Source organism: Streptomyces sp. TSRI0281 (assembly GCF_001905125.1).
Taxonomy (GTDB): domain Bacteria; phylum Actinomycetota; class Actinomycetes; order Streptomycetales; family Streptomycetaceae; genus Streptomyces.
This window is the reverse complement of the sequence record NZ_LWLE01000016.1, coordinates 20590-39892: the sequence shown is the minus strand read 5'-3', so window position 1 is coordinate 39892 and position 19303 is coordinate 20590. Positions and strand designations below refer to the sequence as shown.

The window sequence follows — 19303 nt, the reverse complement described above, 5'->3', positions numbered from 1 at the left end:
GCCGCGCCGTAGAGGCAGCGGAGTCCGCACTTCTCCACACGCGGCTGAACCAGCCGGCGGGACCGTCACCACCGACGATCCCGCCGCCCTGGCAGGTGACGTACTGCTCGTGTCCTCGCCGATATGGTGGGGATGCATCGCCACACCGCACGCCGGGTCGCCCACACCTGACGCGACTGGGCCGGGCATCTGTCGGCCCAGGCCGCAGGCGAGGTCACTCTTCCTGCCAGGGGTATCAGACGCCCCCGCACTCGCCCCCGAGCGGACCCGCCCTGCTGGCGATGGACTTCCAGAACGGCATCGTCCCTCTGAGCCCGGAGCCCGATGCGCTCTTCGCACGGGGCCAGGACGCGATCGCAGACGTGCGCGCCGCCGGTGGCACCATCGGCCACGTCCGCGTCGCCTTCACGGAGGACGACTGGGCGGCCGTCCCCGACCGCAACAAGTCTTCAGCTCACTCGCGGCGTCCAAGGCGATGCATCACGAGCACGACGCCACACAGTTTCACGCAGACGTCTCCCCTCGTGAGGCGGACATCGTCGTCCGCAATATCCGCCGCGGCGCCGCTTCGACCACCGGCCTGTACGACCAACTGGCCGCCTGCGGCATCGACACTCCGATCCTCACCGGCATCAGCACCAGGGGCGTCGTCCTGTCCACGCTCATGGACGCCGCGGACCGCGACTACCAGGTGTACGTCCTGGCCGACGGCATCGCCGACCGTGACCCGGAAACCCACCGGATCCTGGTCGACAAGGTCTTCCCCTCACGCGCGCACATCATCGACACCGCCCAGCTGCGGGCACTGCTGGCAGCCGCCTGACTGCAGGCAGATACAGCGTGCACGGCGCGGCCGACACCAGTCGCCCCCATTCACACATCGCTGGGACCGGAACCTCTCAAGAAGTCCGAAGCCACGAAAATCGTTTCCGGGGCGCGAATGATCGAGAAGCGGCCCGAGTCAGGGTCGCCGGCCCGTGCAGGGCCGCCCAGAACACCTCGGCGCCATCGAGCCCGGAGGCGCCGATGATCTCGCGGTTGCCACGAGCGCCTAGCAGGACGCCTACCCCTGGGGCACGACCGGGCTCAGACGACCGCCCGGCGGGTATCTGTCCTCAACACAACAGACGATCAACCGGCGGCCCGGGTCTCGATCGTGATGCCCGTCGACATCTCAGCCTTCTTCATGGGCCTTGGCCTGGACGCGGGAAGCGCGGCTTCGACGCCGAGGTGGTCGCCCAGTTCAAGGCGCGCTGCTCCGATGGGAAGACCACAGTGCGCTGGGGGCGCGTTCTGCCACACTCTCCGCATCCGGCGTCCGGTCCCGCCTGGGCAACCATGGCGACCGACCCCCGGTCATCACCGACGATGTGCTCACACCGCCCTCCGCCGCTGCGCCAGCAGCGAGACAGTCCAGGACATCCAGCCCGACCTGCTCGTCCCCACCAGCCATGGCAGAAGACCCTGGCGTACCCGGAGGCCGTCGGGACAGCGCACGCCGACCGTCGGCCAACACCTGGATGATCGGAGTGACGACCGCCCCCATCATTGGCGCTCGCGCCCTTTCGCCCTCCGGGCCCCCAGCACCGACGACAGTACGGGCCCATGCCCAGCAGAATCACCGAGCGGCCATGTAGGACATGGTCTTGGGAATTCTGCTGATGTGCTGCAGGGCTCCAGGCAAGTTGGCACGATAGTGATCTCATACGCTGGATGGGAGACGCGACCATGGGCCAGGAGCAGCAGCTCATCACGCGCGGCATGGCCGGCGGCGCTGAGGGTCTGGTACAGCGTGTACGGGGTGATCACCCCAGCGCGCGAGAACTCGAAAGGATCACTGAGGCGTACGCGGCACATAGCGGGATCTGGCATCGGCTGTGGCTGGATGACCAGGCGGGTGTGCTGGTGTTTCTGGCGAGTACGGATTCCGGCAACGGCGCGGGCGGGCTGAAGCTGCACGAGGTTCCGCTGTGTTCGGCATCCTGCACCCGGGTGCTGACCGACCTGACGACTGCGGTGCTGCTGCGGTTGGCCAGCCCTGCTGACAGCTACCAGGCCCGATGCGAGGCCGATCGAGACATCGGCGCGCTGGTGCAGCTGTTTCGCGTACGGCTTGCACAGATGCGGTGCGAGTATCCCGATGGTGCCGAGCTGGTGAAGGCGATCCGCGCTCAGATCGAGCGGGCGGGCGATGAGCAGCAGGTCGCACGGCGTACGGCTTTTCTGGGCTGGTACCTGGAAGGGGCCTACGGTGACGACGTGGATGGCCTTGAACGGGCGGAACGAGACCTCAGGTGCGGCATCGAACCAGGCATCAGCACCTACGGACGCTCCGCCGCCCGAACCGTCATGGCCTGGTCGCGGTTCCGCGACCTGATTCGCTGCCAAGTCCCCCAGCCCCGGCTGGACGAGGTCCCGAGCCAGAAGCAGCGCAGGCGAGGGAGCATACATTGGTACTACGAGTTTCGAACCATCGGGCGCCACCTCACCGAGCATCAGATGCTCGAACTGCGTGCGCAGCTGCCCTGGGCTGACGTCACCTCCGATTCCCTCGTACTCGACGAGTGGTCCCACCACACCGAACACCCGGTTTTCAGGGCTGCGGGCGAGATCGTCTCCCAGTACTTTGACGTCGGCCTCCACTTCAGCCAGGAGGGATCACGCACACTGTGGCTGCGGCTCCCGTCCACACTCTCGAACCAGATAGCCCCCTACGAAGACGGGTTCGGCGTCAGGAGCAGGATCGTCGACGACGGGCTGGTGCTGGAGCTCCACCGCGAGGAGGCAGACGGCGAACTCTCCTACCTGTACCACGACCCGCGTCCGTGGCTGGGCGAACTCCTGCCCTTGCGTGGCGACTTGGCCGACGGCGACGTACGTGCGCCGGCCATCGCCTGGCGGGCCGCCAATGAGACGCTCACGTTCACCAAGGCATCGAAGAGGCCATCCATGCCGGACGGGCTGGACGAGGACGAACTGAACCCTCAACTACGGGCGCTCATCCGGCTACTCGAAGAGATTCCTTGAGCACTGGCAGCAGCAGAGAGCTGGTGGGCCGGATGCCGGGTGCCGCGCCTACTTGGTGGTGTGTGTGGGGTAGACCTCGACGTCGGTGTAGGCGCCCTTGATGTCTCCCGCGCCGGTGGGCCAGTTCAGGGTCACGGTGTGGGTCTCGTTCGGGGGTGTCACCAGGATGTTCGTCGGGTGCGCGAGGCTGTTGCCGGTGTTGTCGATGTCGTAGGCGAGGTCGAAGACGGCGGCGTCGCCGGGCTTCAGGGTGGTGATACGCGGCTGGGCCTGGCCGCGCCCGATGGGGTTCGAGGTGTGGTCGGCGTCCTTGATGTCGACGCCCGCGAAGCCGGTCGCCGAGCAGGTGGTCGAACCCCGGTTGATCATGGTGATGTCGATCCTCCCGGAGGTCTCGTCCGGGGCGGCGTCCGTGGCGTCGATGGCCAGGTCCTCCGTCTTGCAGAACGTGGCCTTGCCGCCCGTCTGCGTCGCACCGTTCGTACCGTTCGCGGCGTCCGCGCCGCCCGCGCGGGCCTCGGTGTCCTGGCCGGAGCCCGTCTTCGCGTTGCCGGCGTCCGAACCGGCCGTCCCCGTACCGCTCTCCGGCTTCGAGCCGCCCTCCGGCGACGAAGAGGAGGACGAGGAGGAGTTCTTGGCGGACGAGTTCTTCGCGGAGCCGTCGCCGCTACAGGCGGTGAGCGAGAGGGTGGCGGCAAGGCCGATGGTGGCGAGAGCGGTGATACGGGTGTACTTCACGGTGTTCCCCCAGGAGCAGCGCGGTGCATGCGGTCGGAAGTATTTGTATCTCGCACCGAGTTACAGACAGTCCTCCGCGACGTCTTCGTTCTGTCACAGGCGTACCGAGCCCAGAGCTCGGGCCCGGGAGCGGCGAGGGTGCAGCTGATGGCGAACCTGCGGCGGAAGGACAGTCTGGGCAAAGACCAGGAGTGCGACGATCTGGGGAAATGCGCCCTCGACCCGTACCTCCAACGCGAAGGACACGAACGGCCCGTCCCGAGGAAGCACGAGGAGCCGGTCGATGTCGGCCGCAGGCAGCCCCGCTGTCTCTCCCCCCAGCGCCCGATCTTGAGACGCCACCGCGCGACCGCACCCCCGCTCACCGGCCCCGCCCAGAACTCTCGAACCTGAGACGACGTCACCCATCAGTAAGCAATGCCTCATGACAGCGGAACCAGACGACCAACACCGCTCTCGCCAGCAACAACAACCCCACAACAACCGCCCCCGCACTGACCCTCACCACCACTGACACCGCCCCGAGAAATCGCACCTTCCGATAGCCTTGAGGGCCATGACTTCGAACCATTCCTCCCACCGGATGCCGCTGGACGCTCTGGAATCACTGTGCGAATCTGCCATCCGGTCTGCGGGCGGATCCCCAGAGACGGCTGCAGCTCTCGCGTCGGCGACCGTTGCCGCCGAGCGACGAGGAAGGCGTGAAGTGGGAGCGGCGCATCTGCTCGACTACCTCGCCGCTCTCCGATACGGACGTCTGAACGGTGTGGCCCGACCTCGCGTCGCCTCGGCTCGGGCCGCCGTCGTCACCGTCGACGCCGACCGCGGCACCGCGCAGCTCGCATTCGACCATGCCCTCGGAGCCCTGGTCGAGCGGGCTCGCACCAGCGGTGTGGCCGTTCTCGCCGTGTACAACTCCTTCAGCGCCGGAGAGCTCGGGCACTACACGTCGTGCGTCGCCGAAAAGGGGCTGATCGCCCTGGCATGCGCCAACTCGCCGGCGCTCATGGCCGTGTACGGCGCGCGCGAGGCGATCACGGGCACCAATCCGCTCTCGTTCGCGCTGCCTCACCCATCGGGGCCGCGGATGTTCGATCAGGCGACGAGCGCGACCGCCTGGGTGACCGTCCGCGACGCGGCGATGCGGGGCGAGGCCATTCCGGACAACTGGGCGCTCGACGCCGACGGCAACCCGACCACCGACGCACGCGCCGCCCTGAGCGGAGCGCTCCTGCCGTTCGGAGGCGTGAAGGGTGCCAACATCGCGCTCATGGTCGAGATGCTGGCCGCAGTGGCCGGCGGATCGTTCTCACAGGATGCGGCGCCCTTCGACTCCGGGACCCGGTCCCCCAGCCTGGGCCTCTTCGTCGCGGCGATCGACCCGACCGCATTCGACACGTCGTACCCACAGCGAGCGGAAGATCATCTGAGTCGGCTGGCCTCCGAGCACGGCGCGGACTTCGGCCGGCGGAAAACGCCCATCACCGAGGTCGAAATCTCCGACGCAGTCTACCGAGCGCTCATGACGGCTTGACCGAAGGTCGCGAGGATGCCAGCGCCCCACCCGACCGACTCGTTGTCGGCTCGGCGCAGCTGTGCGAGCGGGCCCACGACACACGGTGGCCGGACCGGAACGGTCCCTGACTCAGGTGCAGTGTGCCCGGAGCAGCACTCGTCGCCCCGCGGAGCGGGAGGAGACGGAATCGCCAGACAGGCGCCGGTGGCCCCTGCGGTCCTAGAGGGGCCACGCCGGTGCGCGTCTTGTTGCCCCGGCGTCACTGTTCCGGAGGCTGAACCCACGGAGCGAACCGCTGGTCGGGAGCCGCATCCTCGCGCCAGTACCTGAGGACTGTCTCCTGCACTATGTCGAGCCGTCCGCGGCGACAAGACACGAGGCGGGCTCCCCTCCACCGGCATCCGCTTCGAAGACGGCCAGTACAGTCGGCCTTCCACCGAGCTGCTGGGTGACCCTGAGCAACTCCTCGGGCGTGGGCGCGCGGAAGACAGGGTCCTGGAAGGCCGCCGGGCAGCTGACCAAGAGCGGGGCGGTGAAGACCAGTTCCAGCCCGTGGTGATAAATGAGGTCGAAACCGGCGGCGAGCCGGAACTGATCACCGCCCCAAGCGAGGACGTCCCAGTCCCACCAGGGCCCTTCCGGGAGCTCGATCGCAGCGTGCGGTCGTTCGGCGGCCACCTTCGAACCCTCATTCCAAGAGACGTAACCCGGCATTCCGATCATGGGCGATGGCTGGTCGGGTCCGTGGTTACCGTCCGACCAACGCGAGCGCCCATGGCTCGTCCGGTGCAGTCGGCCGCTGGTGAGATCCCCCCGGCCGTACGGGCGGGATGAATCAACGGCAGCGAGACGCCGGCCCGCGCCGCCTCGGCCTTCTACGTCAGTGCCATCGAGGTCGCTCTCGATATGCTGACCGGCTCTGCGGGTAGCCCGGCATACGCGCGAGGGCCGCTCCCGCAAGGGCGCGTCCCTTTTCCGTGCCTATGCGCACGCCTCGTATTCAACGGCTCCGGCCTGACCAAAAAACAAGGAACCAGCCGGACGGGCCCGGTTCTGCCCGCAGCGCAGGGTACTGCGGTTGTCACCCGGGCGGCGGGGATTTTCACTCTCCCGCTCCGGTGTGAGGGCACACCGTGCCGGGCGGGCGGACGCTGAGGCGAGGGCCCCTCCTCCGAGCGTAAGAGAGATCACTCATGACTGTGTTCCGTCCCCCCTCCCGTGTCCGGCGCCGCATAGTGCGCGTGAGCACCCTCTCCCTGGCTCTGACGGCGGCGGTGCTGGCGACCGGGCCCGCGATCGCCGGCGGTGACCCGTCCGGAGCCGGGAATCCCGAGCCCACCGGTCGGGGCGTGAAGCCGACGGTGGTGCTGGTCCACGGCGCGTTCGCGGACGCGTCCGGCTGGAACGGCGTGGCCGAGCGGGTCCAGCACCGGGGGTACAAGGTCGTCGCACCGCCCAACCCGCTGCGCGGAGTGCTCGGCGACTCGGCCTACATCGCGTCGGTCCTGAAGTCGGTGAAGGGCCCGATCGTGCTCGCCGGCCATTCGTACGGCGGTGCGGTCATCAGCCAGGCAGCGGCCGGGAACAAGAACGTCAAGGCGCTGGTGTACGTGTCGGCGTTCATGCCGGACGTGGGCGAGAACCCCGCCGCGCTGTCCGCGAAGTTCGCGGGCAGCGATCTCGCGCCCGCCCTCAGGCCGGTCCCCTACACGGACGGCGCGACCAGCGGCACGGACCTCTACATCCAGGACGACAAGTTCCACTCCGTGTTCGCCGCCGACCTGCCCGAGGCGCAGACAAGGCTGATGGCGGTCGAGCAGCGCCCCGTAGCGCAGGCCGGGTTCACGCAGAACGCGACCGCCGCCGCGTGGAGGACGATCCCGTCCTGGTTCATCGTCGCCAAGAATGACAAGGCCATCGCCCCGGACCTGGAGCGCTTCGAGGCCAAGCGCGCCAAGTCGCACACCATCGAGGTCGACTCCTCGCACGTCGCGATGATCTCCCACCCCGACCTCGTCACGGACCAGATCCGTGCCGCCGCCCACGCCACCGCAGGCGACGCGGAGTAACGCCCCGCGGGACCCAGTCCGTCGCCGCCTTCGTCCTGGGCCCGCAGCGCGGATCCGGGCACGCCCTCCGGCCGGCGAAAAACGTGGCGCCCGCAGGCCAGGCCAGGGCGCACAGTGCCACACAGGCATCACACCAGGGCAAACAGCGATCAGCTGATCTACGTTCCGTTCACAGCGGGAGAGCGGACGACGTGCAACCCTTCAACGGATAGGTGCGGGAACATGACGGACAAGCCCACGATCGTTCTGGTTCACGGCTTCTGGGGCGGCGCCGCCCACTGGGGAAAGGTCATCACCAACCTTCACGGCCGCGGCCACGACTCGCTGCACGCGGTGGAGATGCCCCTCACCTCGCTGGCCGACGACGCCGAACGGGCCCGCAAGATGGTCCGCCAGGTCGACGGGCCGGTGCTGCTGGTCGGGCACTCCTACGGTGGCGCCGTCATCACCGAGATGGGCGATCTCCCCAATGTCCTGGGCCTGGTCTACATCGCCGCTTTCGCCCCCGACGCGGGCGAAAGCCCTGGCCAGATCAGTCAGGAACTGGCCCCGGCCGCGTTCGAGAACCTCGCCCCGGATTCCGACGGCTACCTGTGGATCACGCAGGACAAGTACCGGTGGAGCTTCTGCCAGGACCTCGACGCCGACGATTCCCTCGTCATGGCCGTCACCCAGAAAGCACCGCTCGCCTCCACCTTCGGCGACAGCATCACCGCACCCGCCTGGCGCAACAAACCCGTCTGGTACCAGATCTCGGCCGACGACCGCATGATCCACCCCGACAACGAACGGAAGATGGCCCAGCGGATGAACCCCCGCAAGACCATCGAACTCAACACCGGCCACGCCTCCCTGGCCTCCCAGCCCGGCCCGGTCAGCGACCTCATCGACGAAGCCGCCCGCACTCTCACCAAGCCGTAACCAAGCCGTAGGAAGCCCCTGGGAATCGACCGGGAGAGCGTTCTGACGGCGGTCTCTGCCCCGGTACGACTCTCCTTCGCTCCCGACAGGTTCGTACGAGGGCCGATACCGGGGTCGTCGACAGTGCGGCAGCGCCCGATGGACCCGGCGTCTCCCCCACGAGACGCGGCCCCGGAACCGGGACGGTCACCCTCGGTCGAGGGGCGACCGTCCCACTGCTGTACACGTTGCCGCGCAGGCCACCGGAGTACCCGCGAGGCCCCGAGAGCCGCTTCCATGACCGCGGCCGGCCACTGCGCAGAGGGCGTCGTCGCCCCGCCCAAGCGGCATGCTGCTCACCGCCCGCACCGTCAGCCCCCACGCCGTACACGCACCTGGCTGCGCGAAGCCCGCAACAAGCAACAGCCCGGGCCCTCACCGCACATCCGCGCCCCGCACCCCGCACCCCGCACAACGAGCCGCCTACGGCCGACCGCCACGGAGGTACCCGCCATGCTTGCGTCCTGGTACGACGAACAGGGCTCAGCCGCTGATGTCCTGCAGGTGGGCGAACTGCCCGATCCCCGTCCCGGCCCCGGCGAGGTCCGCGTCCGCGTCACCTTCTCGGGCATCAACCCGGGAGATACGAAGAAGCGGCTCGGCCGGCTCGGCTCGTCAATGCCGTACCCGAGGGTGATCCCGCACAGCGACGCAGCCGAAGGCGTCGACGCCGTGGGCGAAGGCGTCGACAAACGCCGTGCCGGACAGCGCGTGTGGGTGTACGGCGCCCAGTCCTACCGGCCTTGTGGCACCGCGGCCCAGTACACCGTCGTGCCCGACCGGCCGGCCGTACCCCTGCCGGACCACCTCAGTGATGAACTCGGCGCGAGCCTCGGCATCCCCGGCATCCCCGGCATCACTGCCCACCGTGCCGTCTTCGCCGACGGCCCGGTCGACGGGAAGCTCGTGCTCGTCCACGGAGTCCTCGTCGGGGTCGGCCCTTGCCGCCCAGCTCGCCCGATGGGCCGGTGCCACCGTGCTCGCCACCGTCCGGCCCAGTGCAGACCTCGACCGCGTCGACACCGCGACTGTCTCCCACGCGGTCGCCCTGGAGCAGGAGGACCCGGCAGCGGCAATCCGGGCGTACGTCCCCGAGGATGTCGATCGGATCATCGAGGTGGCCCTGTCCGACAACGCCGACCTCGACAGCGCCATCGCCGCCGACAACGCCGTCATCGCCGCCTACGCCACCCGCACCAACCGCACCGACCGCACCCAACTCCCTTTCTGGTCACTGCTGTTCAACAACGTCACCCTGCGACTGCTCGGCAGCGACGACTTCCCCCTCCAGGCCAAACGCCGGGCCGCCCGCGACCTGACCGCTGCGGCGGCCGTCGGAGCCCTCGCCATCGACGTCGGCGACCGCTACCCGCTGGAGGACATCGCCAAGGCCCACGACCACGTCGACACCGCAAGCCGTGGCCGTGTACTGCTCACCATTCCCCAGTGACGCGCCCCCTGCGGCTCCTTCACCGATCGACGGTAGCGACGGGACCGGGTGGACACCTGCGCCGGGCCGCCGAACCCTTCCGGGTGTCACCCACCACCGCCCGGCAAGGGGCCAACCGCTACCGGAGCAAGGACGAGGTGGGTGGCGCGTGACCGGTCCTCCCGCCCGCATCGCGGCCCCCGGGGAACTGATGTGCGTGGACATCGAGGAGGCGGCAGCATCCCCACGGCGACGGCAGTGGGACGGTGGCCGTCAGGCCGGCCGCTACGGACACGTCGACAGCACGACCCGGACCGTCAGTCCGCCGCCCGGGTTCGCCGTGGCGCTCGCCTCACCGCCGTGCGCCCTCGCGATCGACGCCACGATGGAGAGCCCCAGACCGGCCCCCTCACCGGGAGCGTGGCGGCGGGCCTGCGCCCGGCGGAACGGCTCGAACAGCAGCGGGACGGTCGCCGGGTCCACCACCGGCCCGGTGTTGGCTACCTCCAGGCCACCCCGCCCCACCCGGACGCGTACCGTCCCGCCGGGGTGGTTGTAGCGCAGGGCGTTGGCGACCAGGTTGCGCACAAGGTGGTCCAGCAGAACCGGGTCGCCCTCGACCGACAGCGGCCGGCCCTCCGCCTCGACGGTGATGAACCGTTCCTTCGCCTCCGCCTCCAGCGCCTCGGCCACCGCCGCCGCGACCCCGGCCAGGTCGACCCGTTCACGCCGTCGCAGGCCCTCGTCGGAGACCGCGAGGAGCAGCAGTCCCTCGATGAGCTGCTCGCTGTCGGTGGCGGTGTCGATGAGCTTGTCCCGGATCCAGGCGACCTTCTCGGGCGGCGGGTCGTCGGCGAGGCCGATCTCGGCTGCGGCCCGCTGCACGGCGAGCGGGGTGCGCAGCTCGTGGGCGGCGTTGGCGGCGAAGCGCTGCCGGGCGGCGACCAGCTCCTCGATCCGGTCGAGCATCCCGTCGAAGGTGTCGGCCAGTTCCTTGAGCTCGCCGGGCGGCGCTTTCAGTGCGAGGCGTTCGTGCAGGTTGCTGCCGGAGAGCCGGCGGGCGCGGGAGGTGATGAGGCCGACCGGCCGCAGCACCCGGCCCGCCATCCACCAGGCGAGCGCGATGGAGAGCGCCGAGTAGGCGGCGAGGGAGACCCCGGAGACCGTCAGCAGTTGGCTGAGCGCGGCGTCCCCGGCGGCGGTGCTGACCTTCTGCGCCACCGCGTACTGCCCGGGTTGGACGACCACGGTCTGCGCCCAGTCCGACGACGGCAGCGCGGGCGCGGCAGCCCCGCCCGACTGGACGGCGGTGGCGGTGGTCCCGGCGGGGACCGCCGGGACCACCGCGGTCAGCACATTGGCGTAGACGCCCTCGCTGACCAGCAGGTAGACCAGACCCATCAGCAGGGCACCGGCCAGCACCAGCAGTCCGCCGTACAGCGCGGTGAGCCGGGCGCGCTCGCTGTTCACCGGCACTCCTCCGGCCGGTCGGCGGAACCGTCGTCAGGCTGGCCCGCCCACCCCTGGACCGGTCCGGTCGCGGAGCCGGGGTCCCGCGGCGCTGTCGCGAGGCCGTCCCCGATGCGGTAGCCGACCCCCGGGACCGTCTCGATCACCGGGGGCGCACCCAGTTTGGCGCGGAGCTTGGACAGGGTGACCCGGACCGCGTTGGTGCGGTAGCTGGTGTCCTCCTCCCACACCTCCTCGATCAGGTCGTCGCCGCTGACGACCGCGCCCTCGGCCCGCAGCAGGGTCTCCAGCACGGCGAACTCCTTGCGGGAGAGCGAGAGGTAGCGGCCGTCACGGCAGACCTGGCGGCGGGCGGTGTCCAGCGTGAGCCCGGACCGTTCCAGGACCGGTGGGAGAGCGGGGCGGGCACGGCGGCCGAGCGCCAGGACCCGGGCGAGGAGTTCGTCGTACGCGAACGGCTTGGTCAGGTAGTCGTCGGCGCCGAGCCCGAGGCCGGCCACCCGGTCCCGTACCGTCGCGGACGCGGTGAGCATCAGGATCCGGGTCAGCAGGCGCATGCCGACGACCCGCCGGCACACCTCGTCGCCGTGCAGCCCCGGCAGATCCCGGTCCAGGATCATCACGTCGTACGCGCTGAACCGAAGCCGGTCCAGCGCCGCCCGGCCGTCGGGAGCGATGTCCACCGCGACTGCGTCGCGGCGCAGCCCCTCGGCGATCATCCCGGCCAGGAATTCCTCGTCCTCCACCACCAGCACACGCATGGGTCCCTTGTATCCGAAAGTGACGTTTCGCCGGTGTAAGCATCGGGGCTGAGAGAAACGAAACCGCGTCCTCGCGCACGCTCCTGCCGTTCGCATCCGGCCTGTCAGCAACGGACGAGGAGCCCTCATGAACCCGACCATTTCCCCCCGGACCACCAGCCGCACACGAAGTCGCGGCATCGCCGCCGCCTGCCTGATCGCCGCCGCCGTCGTCCTGTCGGCCACCGCCTGCTCGGGCGACGGAAGCGGAACCAAGAGCGGTGGACCGGCTTCGGGCAACGGGAAGACGGAGGAGGACCAGGCCCTGGAGCACCGCAAGTGCCTGCGGGAGCAGGGCCTGGACGTCCCGGAGCCGAAGCCGGGCGAGAAGGGCGTCGGCATGACCGTCGGCGGCGACGGCATGAGCCAGAAGAAGATGGAGAAGGCGTTCAAAGCCTGTCAGGACAAGGCCGTCGGCGGCGGGCCCAAGGAGCTCACCCAGGCCGAGAAGGACAAGATGGTCGCCTTCGCCCGGTGCATGCGCAAAAACGGCTTCGACATGCCCGACCCGAAGTTCGACGGCGGGGCGATGCAGGCGGCGCCCGCACTGAAGCCGAAGGACCTCAAGAAGTTCGAGAAGGCCAACACGGCATGCGAAAGCGTGGGGCGGTGAGGCGCGGACGGGCCATGGCAGCCGCTGCGGCGATGCTCGTGGTGGCGGCCGGGTCACTGGCTCTCACCCAGTTCGGCTCCGACGAGGAGACGGGCAGCCCCGGGAACACCGGACTGCCCCCGGCCACCGCCACGGTCGGGCGCGGCGACCTGCGCGACAGTGCCCAGGCGGACGGGACGCTCGGCTACGACAGGCAGCGCAAGGTCAACGCGGGCGCGGCAGGCACCATGACCTGGACCCCGCGCACCGGCTCGAACGTCAAGCGGAACGAGCGGCTGTACGAGGTCGACGGCCGGGCCGTGCGGCTGATGTACGGCTCGGGGCCGATGTACCGGACGTTGAAGCCCGGCGACCGGGGCCGGGACGTGGAGCAGTTGGAGCGCAATCTCGCGGAGCTCGGCTACACCGGCTTCACCCCGGACGACGAGTACACCAAGCTGACCGCCGCCGCCGTCAAGCGCTGGCAGAAGTCCCACGACAGCAAGCGGACCGGAACGGTGGGGCCGCAGGACATCGCCTTCGCCCCGGGGAAGGTCCGGATCAGGAGCGTCGAGGCGGCCGTCGGCGAACTGGTCCAGCCCGGTGCTCCGGTCCTCACCACGACCGGCTCCGAGCGCATCGTGACGTTCGAGCTCGATGTCGCCGAGAGCGAGCTCGCCAAGGCGGGCACCAAGGTCACCGTCGATCTGCCGGACGGCAGCAGCGCGTCCGGGGCGGTCTCCTCGGTCGGCCGGACGGCGAAGCCCGGCGGCGACCCGCAGGACAACAGCCCCAAGGTCACCCTCACCGTCTCCTTCGACCAGCCGGACGAGGTCGGCGGCTTCGACCAGTCGCCGGTCACGGTGCACCTGACCGGCGAGCTGCGCGAGGGCGTCCTCAGCGTCCCGGTGAACGCGCTGCTCGCGCTGCCCGGCGGGGGCTTCGGCCTCCAGGTGGTCCGGGGAGACACGGTCCGCGACGTGAAGGTCGAGCTCGGCATGTTCGCCGAGGGCCGGGTCGAGGTGTCCGGCGGCGGGCTGCGCGAGGGCATGAAGGTCGGGGTGCCGAAGATATGAGCACGGTCGTCGGCCTCAGGGGCGTCACCAAGGAGTACCCGGGCCCGGTCGCCGCCCTGCGCGGGGTGGACCTCACCGTCGAGGAGGGCGAACTCCTCGGCATCGTCGGCCCGTCCGGCTCCGGCAAGTCCACGCTGCTGCACATCATCGGCACCCTGGACCGCCCCACAGCCGGGTCCGTCCACATCGCCGGGCACGACGTGGCGGCGCTCTCCGACCGCAGGCTCTCCGCGCTGCGCGCCCAGCACGTCGGCTTCGTCTTCCAGGCGTTCCATCTGGTGCCAGGGGTCAGTGCCCGCGACAACGTCGCGGAGGGGCTGCTGTACTCGGGCCTCTCCCGTGCCGTACGCCGCCGCAGGGCCGCCGACGCGCTGGAGCGGGTCGGGCTCGCCGACCGCCTCGACCACAAGCCGCACCAGCTCTCCGGCGGACAGAAGCAGCGGGTCGCCATCGCGCGGGCCGTCGTGGGGGAACCCGCGCTGCTGCTGGCCGACGAACCGACCGGAGCGCTCGACTCGGCGTCCGGGGAAGCGGTGATGAAGCTGCTGCGCGATCTCAACCGGGAGGGCGCCACCATCGCGGTCATCACGCACGACACCGAGATCGCCCGGGACCTGCCGCGCGAGGTACGTATCCGGGACGGCCAGGTGGTCGCGGACGTACGCAATCCGCCCACGGGCATAGGCGATCCGTCCACAGGCGTAGGCGATCCATCCACAGGCGTAGGCGATCCATCCACGGGCGTACGCGATCCATCCACGGTTGGGCGCGATGGATACGGGAACGGCCGCTCCCCCGCCGCATCAGGAGCGGACCAGTGAGGGCGCGGCGCGCGGACCGCGACGTCGGCGGCCGGGGCCGGGGGCGGCTGAAAGCGGCCCGGCTCCGCCCCCGGGACGTACTGCACGTCGGCTCGGCGGGGCTGCGCAGCCGACCGATGCGGGTCGTGCTCTCCGCCCTGGGTATCGCCATCGGCATCGCAACGATGATCTCGGTGGTGGGCATCTCCGCCTCCAGCCAGGCCCAACTGCTCCGTGAGCTCGACAAGCTGGGCACCAACCTGCTCGTCGCCTCCCCCGGTGATTCGATGTTCGCCGGGCAGGACGTCGAGCTGCCCGAGGACGCGGTCGGGATGGTGGGCCGGATCAAGGGCGTCCACGAGGTGGGTGCGACCGCCGACCTCGATGCGACCGCACGCCGCAACGAGAAGATCGACGAGGGCGATACGGGCGGGATCACCGTCAAGGCGACCACCGGCGACCTGTTGCGGGTGCTGCGCGGCGAGGTACGCAGCGGCAGCTGGCTCAACGACGCGACCGGACGCTACCCCTCTGTCGTGCTCGGCCATATCTCCGCGGAGCGTCTCGGTATCACCGCTCCGGGCCGGCAGGTGTGGATGGGCGACCGGTACTTCACCGTGGTCGGCATCCTCGCCCCGCTGCCGCTCGCGCCGGAGATCGAACGGTCCGCACTGGTCGGCTGGGAGGGTGCGAAGCGCCTGTTGGGCTTCGAGGGCCACCCGACCTCGGTGTACGAACGCTCGGCCGACGCGGCGGTGCAGGACGTGCGCAAGGTGATGGCGGCGACGGTCGACCCGCAGAATCCGCAGAACGTGAAGGTCACCGACCCGTCGTCGGCACTCCGGGCGAAGGCGGCGACCGAGGGGGCGTTCAGCAGCCTGCTGCTGGGCCTGGGCGGCATCGCACTGCTCGTCGGCGGCGTCGGGGTCGCCAACACCATGATCATCTCGGTGCTGGAGCGGCGCTACGAGATCGGGCTGCGCCGCTCGCTCGGCGCGACCCGGGGCCAGATCCGCATCCAGTTCGTCACGGAGTCGCTGATGCTCTCCGGCCTGGGCGGCCTGGCGGGCGTGGGGCTCGGCGCGGCGGCGACCGGGGTGTACGCGTACTCCGGCGGGCTGCCCTGGGTGGTGCCGCCGTGGGCGGTCGGCGGCGGCTTCGGCGCGACGCTGGTGATCGGCACGATCGCGGGCCTCTACCCGGCGGTGCGGGCGTCCCGTCTCTCACCGACGCTGGCGCTGCACGCGGCGTGAGGACGGGCCGCGGCCGGGGGGGCCGTGCCGGGCTCCACGACGGGGCCGTCCCCCCTGGCCGGGCCCGGTTGCGTACGGCCGCTTCGTCACCTGCGGCGGTCGACCGCCCCCTCGCCCCCGGGCCGCCAGGAACCCCGCTGGTACGCCGGGCAGCCGCTGGCCGCAGCTGCCAAGGGAGTGCCACCGTTGCGGGCGCCTGAGGACACGCACCGAACAGGCTGGGCAGAACTGCCTGTCACCGACCCTGCACCGGGGCCACTGCGCCAGGGCCAACGGCTGAAGACCGCCGCCTTCACCTGCCGCCCTGGCCCAGACCGTCTTGGTGACCGCCGACGTCCCGCTGCGGTGAGCCGCATATGACGACCGGTGCCCGCCCCCGCTCACGAGGCGTTGTGCCCGGGGATGCCGTCACCGGGCCCGACGCCGAAAATCGTCCCCTGGCCGTTTCCCCTCAGCCCTCCCCTCATGCCGGCAAGCCCGTGGGGTGCGTGTGGGCGGTGGCTTCGGCGCTTCATGGAGAGCCGAGGAGCAGGGTCCCACTGACATCACCATGCCGAACGACCAACGACAGAAACCCGCAGATCATCACCGTCCCGACTCCGCAGTGCTTCTGCAACATCCGCGCGGTGTCCCTACGGCACGGAGATGATGCCGCGTTCGTGGTCGTTGACGGCATCACGCACGGCGTTGACGAAACCGTTCCAGAAGTAGCCCTCATGGCCGGTGCCGACGCCCGCGGTGCTCCTGCGGCTGGGGCCGTCGGTGAAGTCGCCGAACATCGCGCTGCGCAGTGCGCGAGAGATCTCCAGCTGGGCTCCGGCTCCGGTACGGGTGCGGTTGACGATGTTCTTCGGGTCGTCGCCATCCAGCGGGTCGTTGGGGCCCGCGATGACCACCTCCACCGCCCGGGCGGTGTCGCTTGCGCCGTAGTGCCTGGCGAAGGTGGCCTGGAGGTTCTGCTTCAGCCGCGTGTCCTTGCCACCGATGAGAACCTTCCTGGTCGTGTTGTCGGCGAAACCGTGCAGGGAGACGGCGTACATGTTGCTGCCGCAGATATGGAGGGCGGCCGGGTCGTCACAGAGGGTCGAGGTGACGTGGAGTGCCGAGGACTCGGAGATCCCCTCGAACATCCAGTAGTCCCGCTGCGGCTCATCCGGCACCGGGGCCGGGAGGGTGGCCCCCGACCCGGCGAGTGTGTACCCGGCTATGGCGAGACACAGTTCGCTGGTGCCCTCCTCGATGCCACCACCGTGCGGCGCGATGATCGCCGTACTGCGGATGGGTTCGCTGCCGGCGCTCGCGTTGTCGATGAGCTCGTGCGGGGGCGTCCGGCGGAAGCGACGCGCCCAGTGCGTCCCTTCCTTGTGAATCTTGCTGTTGTACAGCTCGGTGTTCGAGGTGTACCCCGCCGTGGCCGCGGCAGCGGTATGTCCCCGACCTGCCAGATCGTTCAACAGGGGCAGGCCGGCCACGGCTGCCGCAGAGGTCAGGATGGTACGGCGACTAGTCGGTTTCATCAGATGATCATCTCACCCTGAACGCCGCTGCCCGCCTTGTGAAGCGACGCCGGATCACCGCCGAAGAGACCGAACTCGACAAGGCCACAAGGGATTCGAGGAAGGGAACGGCCTGATCACTCGCCTGGCTCGCATCCGTCACCGGCTGATCCCGGCCCGCACCCGGAGCGCAGCGCCGCCGGGCTCGTCCAGGAGGCCGTCGACGCCGCGCTCGGCTCGCTCCCAGATGCCAGCGACACCACCGCCGGGCTCACCGTGGGGCTGGAGGCCGCGATCGGAGCTGGCGGCCTACGCCTTGGTTGCCCGGTCGTAGGCAGCCACCGCCCGCTCAAGAAACGCCGCCACCGTGGCCTGCTCCTGGGCCGTCATGGACTCGGCGATCTCGCCGATGCCCACGACAAGGGGCTCGACGTGTTCGAACGCAGCCTCCTCCCAGTGCTCCGCCGGTGTCACGAGCACCTTGCGCCGGTCACTGGGGTGCGGCTGCCGGCTCACATGTCCGCCGTCCGCGAGGCGGTCGATGACCAGCGTCATCGCCGCCGTTGACGTAGTGAGTTCGCGTGCCAGTTCGCTCGGCGTCGCCGGACCGGCGCTGACGAGGTGGTCCATCACCGCGAGCCCGGCCGGATCGACGTGCATCTGCCGGCCCAGGTACCGCTCGAACCGCTGCTGGCGGCGGGTCAGGTTCCGCAACTGGTTGCGGATGGAACCCTCCACCGGGGCCGCGGGCTGGGGGTCGGTGGGCTGGTTGGCAGTCATGGCGTGAAAGCTGCTCCTCGATCGCTGAAGGCGTTGGCAACCAATGATGCGTGACGTCTACAGACTGTAGGAGGGCAGGGCGAAGGTGTCGGCGGGCGGGACGAGGAACCGGTTCAGCTGCCCGGCCACGCGGGGCCGGGCAGCCGCCCGCAGAACCAGGTGGAGGGTGTGGATACCCGCCCGGGTACGTGGTACGGCGATGCGCGGCACGCCGGGCGGGAGGTCCTGGGCCCGCTCGGCGTAGGGGCGCAGGACCTCCTCGTAGCGAGTGAACGCCTGCTCATGATGGGCATGGTGGGCGAGTTCACCGGCCAGGACGTACGCGCCGGTGAAGGCGAGGCTGGAGCCCATGCCGCTCAGGGGCGAGGGGCAGTACCCGGCGTCCCCGAGCACGGCGACGCGGCCATGGGACCAGCGGGGCATGCGGACCTGGCTGACGTGGTCGAGGTAGAAGTCCGGCGCGGTGTCCATGGCCGCCAGGACGCGGGCCGTTTCCCGGCCGGCCTCGCGGAAGATGCGGTGCAGGAGCTCCTTCTGCGCTTCCGGCACCAGCTTCTCGTGTTGCTCGCCCCCGTGGGGCGGGGAGAGGAAGGACAGCGAGGCGCGGGTGGTGCCGCGGTTGTCGGGGCGCAGGGTCACCACGCGTCCCTCGGGAGCGTTGTACCAGCGTGCCCAGCGCCCGTCGCGGGGCTCACCGGGGAGGGTGAAGTAGGCGGCCGTCAGGCCCACGGGCCGGGTGTCCGCCGCGTCGCCGAAAACGAGGTCACGGGTGCGGGAGCGGGCACCGTCGGCGGCGACGACGAGATCGAAGTCCCGCTCGGCACCGCCGCGGAATGTGACCCGCACCCTCTCGTCGCTCTGTGACAACTCGGTGATCTCATCGGCGAACAGGTACTCGGTGTAGGGCCGCGTCTCCTCGTACAAGAGGCGGGACAGGTCGGCGCGGAGGATCTCCAGCTCGGCGACCGGGCCCTGTCCGCCGAAGGCTCCGGAGGAGAAGACGGCCTTCACGCGGTCCGCCCGGTCGACGAACCGGATGCCTTCCTCGCGGGTGGCGTGGGCCTGCAGCGTCCGCTCCAGCCCCATCCTGCGGGCCACCGTGCGCCCGGCGCCCCGCAGGTCCACAGTCTGCCCGCCCTCCCGCACGGCGGGAGCACGCTCGACCACCGTGGCCGCGAGGCCGCGGCGGTGCAGCCAGTAGGCCAGGGCCGGGCCGGCGATGCCCGCTCCCGCGACCAGAACATTCCGATGGGCCACAACGCTCCCTCGCTTCCTTCCTCACGTGCGCTCCACGCGC

Annotated in this window: 16 protein-coding genes and 1 pseudogene; 10 read left to right on the top strand and 7 right to left on the bottom strand. The window is 70.2% G+C overall.

Annotation, left to right across the window (positions count from 1 at the left end):
• The first annotated feature begins 475 nt into the window (after nt 1-475).
• Both A6A29_RS46790 and A6A29_RS22635 read left to right on the top strand, forming a co-directional pair.
• A complete protein-coding gene (locus A6A29_RS46790; RefSeq protein ID WP_241838612.1) occupies nt 476-823 on the top strand; it encodes an isochorismatase family protein in 348 nt (115 codons plus the stop codon).
• Nucleotides 824-1713: 890 nt separating this feature from the next.
• Complete coding sequence (locus A6A29_RS22635) at nt 1714-3027, top strand: hypothetical protein (protein WP_073722375.1); 1314 nt, start codon at nt 1714-1716, stop codon at nt 3025-3027.
• Nucleotides 3028-3075: 48 nt separating this feature from the next.
• Here the strand turns inward: A6A29_RS22635 and A6A29_RS22630 are convergent, their stop codons facing one another.
• The gene (locus tag A6A29_RS22630; RefSeq protein WP_073722373.1) at nt 3076-3765 is read right to left on the bottom strand and encodes a DUF4232 domain-containing protein; all 690 of its coding nucleotides are present in this window, start codon (nt 3763-3765) and stop codon (nt 3076-3078) included.
• A 583-nt stretch (nt 3766-4348) separates the two neighbouring features.
• On the opposite strand from A6A29_RS22630, the gene A6A29_RS22620 reads away from it, so the two are divergent.
• A complete protein-coding gene (locus A6A29_RS22620) occupies nt 4349-5299 on the top strand; it encodes an Ldh family oxidoreductase (RefSeq protein WP_158074444.1) in 951 nt (316 codons plus the stop codon).
• Between the two features lie 327 nt (nt 5300-5626).
• Here the strand turns inward: A6A29_RS22620 and A6A29_RS22615 are convergent, their stop codons facing one another.
• Complete coding sequence (locus A6A29_RS22615) at nt 5627-5959, bottom strand: hypothetical protein (protein ID WP_073722367.1); 333 nt, start codon at nt 5957-5959, stop codon at nt 5627-5629.
• 515 nt (nt 5960-6474) lie between these two features.
• Between A6A29_RS22615 and A6A29_RS22610 the strand changes: the two genes are divergently transcribed.
• From A6A29_RS22610 to A6A29_RS22600, 3 genes and pseudogenes are all read left to right on the top strand, one after another.
• On the top strand, nt 6475-7350 hold the full coding sequence (locus A6A29_RS22610; protein WP_079182955.1) for an alpha/beta hydrolase: 876 nt from the start codon (nt 6475-6477) through the stop codon (nt 7348-7350).
• A 222-nt stretch (nt 7351-7572) separates the two neighbouring features.
• Nucleotides 7573-8271 carry an alpha/beta hydrolase gene (locus A6A29_RS22605; RefSeq protein WP_073722365.1) on the top strand — a complete coding sequence of 233 codons (699 nt, stop codon included), beginning with the start codon at nt 7573-7575 and terminating at the stop codon, nt 8269-8271.
• Nucleotides 8272-8763: 492 nt separating this feature from the next.
• Nucleotides 8764-9760: pseudogene (locus A6A29_RS22600) on the top strand (NADPH:quinone reductase).
• Between the two features lie 264 nt (nt 9761-10024).
• Here A6A29_RS22600 and A6A29_RS22595 read toward each other — a convergent pair.
• Together A6A29_RS22595 and A6A29_RS22590 are read right to left on the bottom strand one after the other, a co-directional pair.
• A complete protein-coding gene (locus tag A6A29_RS22595) occupies nt 10025-11209 on the bottom strand; it encodes a sensor histidine kinase (protein WP_073722363.1) in 1185 nt (394 codons plus the stop codon).
• Nucleotides 11206-11970, bottom strand: a complete 765-nt coding sequence (locus A6A29_RS22590) for a response regulator transcription factor (RefSeq protein WP_073722361.1) — start codon at nt 11968-11970, stop codon at nt 11206-11208. Before A6A29_RS22590 ends, A6A29_RS22595 begins: the two co-directional genes overlap by 4 nt.
• 127 nt (nt 11971-12097) lie before the next feature.
• Here A6A29_RS22590 and A6A29_RS22585 point away from each other — a divergent pair, with 127 nt between their 5' ends.
• Genes A6A29_RS22585 through A6A29_RS22570 form a run of 4 tightly spaced genes read left to right on the top strand, consistent with a single transcriptional unit; the run spans nt 12098 to nt 15730 of the window.
• Complete coding sequence (locus A6A29_RS22585; protein WP_073722359.1) at nt 12098-12622, top strand: hypothetical protein; 525 nt, start codon at nt 12098-12100, stop codon at nt 12620-12622.
• 14 nt (nt 12623-12636) lie between these two features.
• Nucleotides 12637-13677, top strand: a complete 1041-nt coding sequence (locus tag A6A29_RS22580; RefSeq protein ID WP_241838611.1) for a peptidoglycan-binding protein — start codon at nt 12637-12639, stop codon at nt 13675-13677.
• On the top strand, nt 13674-14498 hold the full coding sequence (locus tag A6A29_RS22575; RefSeq protein ID WP_241838610.1) for an ABC transporter ATP-binding protein: 825 nt from the start codon (nt 13674-13676) through the stop codon (nt 14496-14498). The genes A6A29_RS22580 and A6A29_RS22575 overlap by 4 nt, the downstream gene beginning before the upstream one ends.
• Nucleotides 14495-15730 carry an ABC transporter permease gene (locus tag A6A29_RS22570; protein WP_073722355.1) on the top strand — a complete coding sequence of 412 codons (1236 nt, stop codon included), beginning with the start codon at nt 14495-14497 and terminating at the stop codon, nt 15728-15730. The genes A6A29_RS22575 and A6A29_RS22570 overlap by 4 nt, the downstream gene beginning before the upstream one ends.
• A gap of 632 nt (nt 15731-16362) precedes the next feature.
• On the opposite strand, the gene A6A29_RS22565 is transcribed toward A6A29_RS22570, so the two are convergent.
• The 3 genes from A6A29_RS22565 to A6A29_RS22555 form a co-directional block, all read right to left on the bottom strand.
• The gene (locus A6A29_RS22565; RefSeq protein WP_073722353.1) at nt 16363-17247 is read right to left on the bottom strand and encodes a poly-gamma-glutamate hydrolase family protein; all 885 of its coding nucleotides are present in this window, start codon (nt 17245-17247) and stop codon (nt 16363-16365) included.
• A 288-nt stretch (nt 17248-17535) separates the two neighbouring features.
• Entirely contained in the window at nt 17536-18006 is a 471-nt protein-coding gene (locus A6A29_RS22560; protein WP_073722351.1) for a MarR family winged helix-turn-helix transcriptional regulator, read from the bottom strand.
• 57 nt (nt 18007-18063) lie between these two features.
• The gene (locus A6A29_RS22555) at nt 18064-19263 is read right to left on the bottom strand and encodes an FAD-dependent monooxygenase (RefSeq protein ID WP_073722349.1); all 1200 of its coding nucleotides are present in this window, start codon (nt 19261-19263) and stop codon (nt 18064-18066) included.
• Between the last annotated feature and the right edge of the window lie 40 nt (nt 19264-19303).

Excerpts from the sequence above, each read along its gene's own strand:
- A6A29_RS22605 (WP_073722365.1), top strand. The coding sequence starts at position 7,573 with ATGACGGACAAGCCCACGATCGTTCTGGTTCACGGCTTCTGGGGCGGC.
- A6A29_RS22610 (WP_079182955.1), top strand. The coding sequence starts at position 6,475 with ATGACTGTGTTCCGTCCCCCCTCCCGTGTCCGGCGCCGCATAGTGCGC.
- A6A29_RS22560 (WP_073722351.1), bottom strand. The coding sequence starts at position 18,006 with ATGACTGCCAACCAGCCCACCGACCCCCAGCCCGCGGCCCCGGTGGAG.
- A6A29_RS22635 (WP_073722375.1), top strand. The coding sequence starts at position 1,714 with ATGGGAGACGCGACCATGGGCCAGGAGCAGCAGCTCATCACGCGCGGC.
- A6A29_RS22580 (WP_241838611.1), top strand. The coding sequence starts at position 12,637 with ATGGCAGCCGCTGCGGCGATGCTCGTGGTGGCGGCCGGGTCACTGGCT.
- A6A29_RS46790 (WP_241838612.1), top strand. The coding sequence starts at position 476 with ATGCATCACGAGCACGACGCCACACAGTTTCACGCAGACGTCTCCCCT.
- A6A29_RS22590 (WP_073722361.1), bottom strand. The coding sequence starts at position 11,970 with ATGCGTGTGCTGGTGGTGGAGGACGAGGAATTCCTGGCCGGGATGATC.
- A6A29_RS22575 (WP_241838610.1), top strand. The coding sequence starts at position 13,674 with ATGAGCACGGTCGTCGGCCTCAGGGGCGTCACCAAGGAGTACCCGGGC.
- A6A29_RS22585 (WP_073722359.1), top strand. The coding sequence starts at position 12,098 with ATGAACCCGACCATTTCCCCCCGGACCACCAGCCGCACACGAAGTCGC.
- A6A29_RS22620 (WP_158074444.1), top strand. The coding sequence starts at position 4,349 with ATGCCGCTGGACGCTCTGGAATCACTGTGCGAATCTGCCATCCGGTCT.
- A6A29_RS22565 (WP_073722353.1), bottom strand. The coding sequence starts at position 17,247 with ATGAAACCGACTAGTCGCCGTACCATCCTGACCTCTGCGGCAGCCGTG.